Here is a 441-nt window from a genome sequence, read left to right on the forward strand (position 1 = left end):
ACCTAAAGAACTTACCACTTTGTTACGTATCAATAGAGCGATTCCGGTTCATGCCGACATCAGAAGCTGTGTGACAGAAACGCTGGTCTCTTAATTTGGATAATCTGCGAATCTGTAGGCCTGTGGTAGATCAGGAATAGGGGAGAAGGATCATGCAATTAGCCCAATCTCATCAAGGCAACAATATTGCAGGTGCTCAACCATTACGAGCACCTGCTCCGGTCTACCTGTTTATTTTAAAGCAGCTTTTATTGATAAGCGTTATGCTCAGTAGCGGCTGTGTGAGTTGGTCTGCCTCTCAAAACGACGTACAAAACAGCTATCAACCTTACCCTTACCCCCTTGAGCAAGGCTTAAAAAATCGAGTAGCCGATGCGTTGCGTATTGCCAATTTGCGTATCGAACAACTCAACTTATCCGGTGGCGGCGACTGTGTACCTG

At 45.8% G+C, this 441-nt stretch carries 1 protein-coding gene; it reads left to right on the plus strand.

Going from position 1 to position 441, the window contains the following annotated elements; translation table 11 throughout:
• Positions 1 to 152: 152 nt before the first annotated feature.
• Positions 153 to 441 (plus strand): hypothetical protein (locus tag BTA35_RS16790; RefSeq protein WP_139363718.1); only part of this gene is annotated, 289 nt, incomplete at its 3' end.

The organism is Oceanospirillum linum (assembly GCF_001995095.2).
GTDB classification, from domain to species: Bacteria; Pseudomonadota; Gammaproteobacteria; order Pseudomonadales; family Halomonadaceae; genus Oceanospirillum; species Oceanospirillum linum.